Consider the following 6,620-nt stretch of genomic DNA (forward strand, 5'->3'; position numbering starts at 1 on the left):
AGGAGTCGTTCTCTCAGAAGATAAATGCCAGCAATCAATCTATCGTTAAGCAGCTGGATGCTTCCTTCAACACTTTCTTCCCTGCGGATCAACCCGGCGGTGTGGTCCTGGTCGTTCAGAATGGAAATACAGTCCTCCGGAAAGGATATGGATTGGCAGATATTGATCAAAAGATACTCAGTGCTCCTGACCGCATTTATAAAATTGGGTCTATTACGAAGCAATTCACGGCGGTATCCATCCTGCTGCTTGAAGAAGAAGGTAAACTGAAAATTACCGATCCCCTAAGCAAGTACCTGCATGACTTCCCTAATGCGGAAAAAATGACGCTTGAACAATTACTCAATCACACAGCTGGCATCAGAAACTATACTTCCCATGCGTCATGGCCGCTAGGAATGCATAAGGTTATGACTGTTGAGGCAATGATCAATACATTTAAAAATGAGCCACTGGATTTTGAGCCCGGCACTAGCTTTAATTATTCCAACTCAGGCTATATTCTGCTAGGCGCTGTCATAGAAAAAGTGTCTGGCCAGCAGTTTGGAGACTTCATTGAGAAAAAAGTCCTGGCTAAAGCAAACATGAAAAAAAGCTATTATGGCAGAGATGGTGTAGCAGTAGAAAATGCAGTGCAAGGATTTGTTAAAAATAGCGATACATATACACCGGCCAGGCCCATCAGCGTAACCCAATCCTACGCTGCTGGCGCACTACTCTCTACTGTAGATGATCTTTACAAGTGGAACAAGGCCTTGTTCAACGGCAAGATCATCGGCCAGAAATCAATGGCTAAAGCCTTCAACAACTATAAATTACCGAATGGTAAACTAACGAACTATGGCTTTGGCTGGGCTACTGGTTCGGTACTGGGTGTAAGAACCCTCGGGCATGGTGGCATTGCTCCCGGTTTCATGTCTTATGCACTTATGGCACCAGACCAGAATACCTTTGTTGTGGTGTTAACCAATAACATGACACTGCAACCTGAATTTGTAGTATCTAAGGCCCTGGCAATAGCTACCGGTACTTATAGCGAAGAAAAAACAATCACCCTCTCCGCAGCTGAATTAGAGAAATATGTAGGGGCATACCCTGTTGACGGAAATACCAGCCGGTTGATTTTTATTGAAGATGGGAAGCTGTTTTCACAAAGAACGGGTAGCCCTGCTGTTAAAATGGTGAGTGTGGCAAAAGATGAATTCCTCTACAAGGATTCTTTTACCAAGGCTACATTTAAAATGGAAAACAACAAAGCAGTCGGGATGTATTTTGGAACACTCAACGGTGAAAAAGAATACTTCACAAAATCCGATAAGGCAGGCCCTGCCCCAAAGAAAGTGGTTGCCCTAACAGAGGCACAACTCAAAAAAGTAGCCGGCAGGTATGAACTTGCGCCTGACTTTGCTATCGTGGTAAAACTTGAGAATGGAATCATACAGGCCCAGGCTACGGGTCAGCAGGCATTTGAAATTTTCCCTACGAGTGAGTATAGCTTTTTCTTAAAAGCATTGGATGTCCAGCTTGAATTCCTGAACGGAAAAGATGGCGAAGTAACGGGTCTGGTGCTTCACCAGAACGGGCAGAAAATGCCAGGTAAAAAGCTTGCGGACTAATTTCTCAGGCAAAGCCATACCCAGCCTAAGGGTTAGAGGTGATTTAATTTCTTTGTCGAACCCAGACGGTAGATGAAGCAGATGTTAATAGATATAATTCAATAGAAAAAGAAAAATAACACAACGCAAAAAGTATAGCAGTACTGCGGCTTTGTCTTACAACCTACCAGTATATGACTTAACTTTCTAACCAAAAATTAAATAAAAATTTATGCCTCATTTTGTAATTGACTGTTCGGAAAATATCCTAAAAATAAATTCGCCGGAAAATATTATGCAGAAGGTGTATGACACAGCCGCATCAACTGACCTTTTTGATATAGGAGATATCAAAGTCAGAATCAATCCTTTTGAATTTTATAATATCGGAAATACTAAAGATGATTTTATCCACATTTTCGCTAATATCATGGAAGGACGGACTGTATCTCAGAAAAAGAATCTTTCTGAAAGAATTATTACTGAATTGAAATTAATGTTTCCTAACGTTCCGATCATCTCAATCAATATCAGGGATTTTGAAAAAGCAACTTATTGCAATAAATCAATGGTGTAAAACTGAATAAGCTCTAAAAGGAATAAAAAAACTCTGGGTTACAACGTGTATAAAACACTGCTATTAATGGCATTTCGAGAGGTACGTAAATCCGAATAATTAACGACTCTTAAACGCTACATTCCATATACAAGACCGGCACCACTTGTAAAACAGCACACCTCAAAATAATGGACATTGTAAAACATAATAGATCAGCCTGGGACAATTACGTGGACCAAAAGGACCGTTGGACAATTCCTGTTTCGGAACAGGAATTAGAAAACGCAAAAAGTGGCAAATGGACTATTGTTCTGACACCCAAGAAGCCTGTTCCACATGACTGGTTTCCCAACTTAAAAGGGTTGAAAATATTGGGGCTTGCTTCCGGTGGTGGCCAACAAGGGCCTGTTTTAGCGGCCTTAGGTGCCAACGTTACCATTTTTGATAATTCGGAAAAGCAACTTGGGCAAGACAGAATTTTAAGTGACCAGTTCAACCTTGGCATAAAAACAGTTCAAGGAGACATGAGAGACCTTTCAGTGTTTGCTGACAATTCCTTTGACCTGATCTTCAACCCTTGTTCAGTCCTTTTTGTAGATAATGTATTACCTGTTTGGGAAGAATGTTTCAGAATTCTGAACCCAGACGGAATTCTAATGACTGGTTTAATCAATCCTATTTCATTCCAATTAAATGACGAAGGTTTAAATCTAATCTACAAACAGCCATTCTCGGACTTGAATTCTTTACATACAAAAAAGCTTGATGAGCTAAAACAAAAAAAGGAGGCGTTAGCTTTTGGGCACAGCTTGACCGACCTAATTGGCGGACAATTACATGCTGGCTTTCTACTGACAGCTATGTATGAAGACGACTGGGGTGGGGAAAGTAAAGTAGATGAATATTTTCCATCATTTTTAGCGACTCGAGCAATTAAAAAGCAACAAGAAAATTAACAACCTGTGGTGCTAACACGGGGTTTGCGTTTGGTCAGGCTGGCGTGCAAACTTGAAACATAGTGCCTCTACACAAGTTCGGTGCTTATCGATCCTCTTGTCTCCGCCTCCCAAACGCTAAGCCTGGAACCAATAACATTATGTATTGATAACCCATTAGACATACAAAATGAAACTGCCTCCCTACGACATTTTCCCAGTTATTTCTGGTGACAAAATCACGTTACGCCAAATTCTGCTTTCAGACATGAAAGCCCTCGTTGAAATCTCATTTTACGATGCTATTCAGGCAACGACAACAGACCAGGCCTTAGAAATGCAGGATAAAATCAACAAGGACTATGATGACGGCAATTCAATTCATTGGGGCATTGTAGATAACCAAACAAGAAGTATCATGGGGACCTGCGGCTATTATCGTGGGCTTGACAAGGGAGAAGGGGAACTTGGCTGCGTTCTTTTGCCTCAATTCAGGGGATTAGGTGTCATGACAAGTGCCATGCAATTAGCTATAGACTTCGGGTTAAATACCCTTGGCCTACAACGTATTTGGGCTATAACAACGAAGCAAAACGACAAAGCAATTAAGCTTCTTGAGAGGCTTCATTTTATTAAAATTGCAGACTTACGGGATGACGAAATTGAATATGAGTTAAGAACAAATATATAACAAGCAGAAAAGCCCCAACTTCTAGCACGGGATTGGTAACATGGCGGGAACATTTTCTTAAGATAGTTTTAGGAGAACGGTTGCTTCAGATTTACATGAAACTGACGATCTTGAGATTAAATCGTCTTCTCTGCATTACTGATCTGGAGGATTTGCTTCAGCATAATATAGAGCTAATATAATAGACTTTTTATAAATTAATCAGTATACGCACTGTTTTATTCAAAGCATAATAGGTTGAATCGGTGTAGCTTCCAGTGGTTTTCCTGCACCTGTGTCTTAATAGTGATTAGATGGAGTGCAGGCTTATACTTACCCGGGCAAGCGTGTTGCAAACGAGAGGGAATGCAATAGGATCTCACCACTTCTGCATCCTCGCTTTCTTGACACACTCCCTGTATATAAGGAAAAGCTGTAAAGAGTGACTCCCCTCTTTCAATTACTATAACTACTTCAGGAAAGGCGTCATACTTGCCCATACTACCGGGAAGTTTACCAGAAACACAAGATGCGGCGCACCGGGAATAATACTCAGTTGTGCAAGAGGAATCATTTCGTGAGCTTCGATGACAGTCTTCAATGGGGCGTTCCGGAGACACCACCCCCATTCTGCCCTATGCTATGGCAAGCTTTGCTCTCCCGGAAGCACTTTCGTGTTTGGCTGACCTGCTGATTCCGTTTCACCGGTTACCTTTTACATCGACCTTTCTCGTTCGGAGCAATTGGGTTGGATGGATCAACGGTGATTTCCCCTGCAGCTCTGAATCATACGGATTCAAAAACTCTGCAACGGCATCAAATCGAATGGCCAGAACAACAATGTAGCATCTTTTACCGCTGTCGAATTATCAGTTACGCAGCCGCCGTTCTGAATCTTTCTATTGCAACCATTTAAAGAAAGGTCCTCAATAGAGAAATTCTTACTCATAAAAGAGTTAAAAGTTCCTATTTATTAAATCCGAACAGGATGCCTGGATCAAAGAAAGCGAAGAAAACAGCTCCCGAATTGTAGCAGGAGGTATGGGAGTAAGTAACATGGTTGATATGTGGGCAACTTTTAAGCAGAGAAGCAACCAATACTGCATTTCAAGGTATATCAGGCCGCTACCTTGACATACATAATCCCTAACAAAGAAAGGATGATAAGTAACGACCACCACATGCTTCTCTTCGTTTTTTTGTCCACGTTCTTGCTGGTCCACACCTGATAGACTGACCAAGCCAAACCTGACACCAAAGCTGTACCAGAGAAGAACACCAGGTACTTATTAGTAGAAATGTAAACGATAGCCATCAAAACAAGTCCCAACGGTATGCCAAGCAACAACAGCTTCTGCTGTAAGGACTTTATTTCGGCATTTCTTATATTTCCAAATTCCTGAAGCGTTGCTACCATCTCATCATAAGGTTCTAGGTGGTGACTCATGATGATAATGTCTGCAGGTTGAATCCCCTTCACATGAAAGCTTCCGTTCGGATAACGCACAATCTCCTGTATAGCTTCTTTCGCAATCCTGACGGTTGGTGTATGGAGTTGCTCTCTTTGGAGAAAGTTTTCGTCAATAGTCAAGGTATAGCTATTAAACAGAATCCGCTGCCGGTTAAGGCCCTTGAACATACCAAACCCAACTGCCCCGCCCCCGACCAGCAGCATAAAAGGAAGCGTGCCAAGATCGCTGCCACCGGTATTGTAGTAACTGATTCCAAAACCTGTTAGGATGGACAGCAGCGCAATTGGCAATGATATCTTCAATGCTTTCTGCCGGATTTCCCGGAATCCGGATTGATTGTTTCTGTATACTTTCATTGCAGGATGAATGTGATTTATGAATTTATACCTTGTATAAACGGGGTCTGCTTTCTGCTAAATGCTTTATTCCTGTCAATGAATACAGCCAATGTACATGTCCGTCTCCACCATAAAAGCTTTCTTGTCAAACTGCTCAAGCACAGTCAGAGCACTGTCTGCCGTATTTCTGCTCTCATAAATTCCTGCTACAAGCGCCATGGTCTTCTCTGTCGCCTTTTGCTGATAAAGACTTAGGTATTCCAGGCTGAGGGTTTGGGAAGGAAATCGTCTGGGGTAGTAATCACCGGCAAATACTTCATCTTCATCATCTTCAGGCAAGGCAATGAGATCTTTAGCGGCATCATAGCTACGTCCCATTGTGTCTATGGGAATCTTAAATACCCCATTCATCGCGAACATTTTACTATGAAGCTGCTGATAGCTACTGCCCGTATCTGCTATGACAATATAGAATGTTGCCGTTTCTTCTCCATAACTGCTTTCCATCTCGCTTGTGCAAAGCATAGGCGTAGTTGAAGAAACAGCAGAAGCGGCTACTGGCATGGCGGACTCCTCCGGATCAGCATTCATTTTTTCCCTTTCATGTGACGGAGTAGTACAGGACACAAGAATCAGGAAGAGCAGCCACTGGAGGGTTTTGCTCATGACGAAGCTTTCTGGCTCAGTCGACCCATAAGCTGCTCTATACCTTCACGCCAGGCAGCATAGTCTTCCTCGGTCTCTTCCCAGAGCTCCTTCAACTCAGAATCTTCTCCTAAAACTTTGGATAGCGCCTGCACCGCTTTTTCCCTCAGATCTGAGAGATCCAGATCAGGATGTCTGTCCGGAAAAGTATCTACATCCAATGGCTCCTGCTGATCAGCCGACGAGAACCTGGTGCCGTGAAGTTGTCTGTCCACATAAGCCGCCGTGACTATTACATGGCTCCCCTCATCAGCCTCCAGATAGTCAGATGCAATCGCTGTGTCAAGAGCACGGCTCAAAACCTGTTTCGGATTATTTGAGGCTTCCACGTCAGCCATAAAATCAA

Annotated in this window: 7 protein-coding genes; 4 read left to right on the forward strand and 3 right to left on the reverse strand. The window is 42.6% G+C overall.

Annotated features, from left to right (window positions below; all coding sequences use genetic code 11):
* The 4 genes from OB13_RS15485 to OB13_RS15500 form a co-directional block, all read left to right on the forward strand.
* On the forward strand, window positions 1-1,616 hold a 1,616-nt coding region (locus tag OB13_RS15485; protein WP_461491080.1), incomplete at its 5' end, for a serine hydrolase.
* A gap of 211 nt (window positions 1,617-1,827) precedes the next feature.
* Window positions 1,828-2,172 carry a 5-carboxymethyl-2-hydroxymuconate Delta-isomerase gene (locus tag OB13_RS15490; RefSeq protein WP_461491081.1) on the forward strand — a complete coding sequence of 115 codons (345 nt, stop codon included), beginning with the start codon at window positions 1,828-1,830 and terminating at the stop codon, window positions 2,170-2,172.
* 170 nt (window positions 2,173-2,342) lie between these two features.
* Window positions 2,343-3,110, forward strand: coding sequence for a class I SAM-dependent methyltransferase (locus OB13_RS15495; protein WP_461491082.1), 768 nt, complete (start codon window positions 2,343-2,345; stop codon window positions 3,108-3,110).
* 169 nt (window positions 3,111-3,279) lie between these two features.
* Complete coding sequence (locus OB13_RS15500) at window positions 3,280-3,780, forward strand: GNAT family N-acetyltransferase (RefSeq protein ID WP_461491083.1); 501 nt, start codon at window positions 3,280-3,282, stop codon at window positions 3,778-3,780.
* 1,096 nt (window positions 3,781-4,876) lie between these two features.
* On the opposite strand, the gene OB13_RS15505 is transcribed toward OB13_RS15500, so the two are convergent.
* The 3 genes from OB13_RS15505 to OB13_RS15515 form a co-directional block, all read right to left on the reverse strand.
* Window positions 4,877-5,587, reverse strand: a complete 711-nt coding sequence (locus OB13_RS15505; RefSeq protein ID WP_461491084.1) for a hypothetical protein — start codon at window positions 5,585-5,587, stop codon at window positions 4,877-4,879.
* 75 nt (window positions 5,588-5,662) lie between these two features.
* Window positions 5,663-6,235 carry a hypothetical protein gene (locus OB13_RS15510; RefSeq protein WP_461491085.1) on the reverse strand — a complete coding sequence of 191 codons (573 nt, stop codon included), beginning with the start codon at window positions 6,233-6,235 and terminating at the stop codon, window positions 5,663-5,665.
* Window positions 6,232-6,620, reverse strand: a 389-nt coding sequence (locus OB13_RS15515) for a DUF4259 domain-containing protein (RefSeq protein WP_461491086.1), incomplete at its 5' end; no start/stop codon positions are given. The genes OB13_RS15515 and OB13_RS15510, both read right to left, overlap by 4 nt.

Source organism: Pontibacter sp. HJ8 (assembly GCF_054824225.1).